The 227-nt window shown below is 64.3% G+C and carries 1 protein-coding gene; it reads left to right on the top strand.

The genetic code is table 11. The features are described from left to right. The coding region (locus tag AUL36_RS23070; protein ID WP_156418562.1) for a transposase at window positions 1-209 on the top strand (209 nt) is incomplete at its 5' end. Between the last annotated feature and the right edge of the window lie 18 nt (window positions 210-227).

Genomic DNA, 227 nt, shown 5'->3' with positions numbered 1-227 from the left:
CCAAGGGCATCAAGCCCTGCATTCCAGGTCGCAAGTCGCGCAACGCGCCGGTGCGCCACGACAAGCGTCGCTACGTCAGACGCAACCGCATCGAGATCATGTTCGGGCGACTAAAGGACTGGCGGCGGGTTGCGACCCGCTACGATCGGTGCCCGACCGTCTTCTTCTCCGCCATCGCGCTCGCCGCCACCGTCCTCTTCTGGCTCTGAGCTATGAGTCCTGACCCT

The sequence above is a fragment of the Aureimonas sp. D3 genome, assembly GCF_001463805.1.
Classification (GTDB): domain Bacteria; phylum Pseudomonadota; class Alphaproteobacteria; order Rhizobiales; family Rhizobiaceae; genus Aureimonas; species Aureimonas ureilytica_A.
This window is presented reverse-complemented; position numbering and strand designations above follow the sequence as displayed.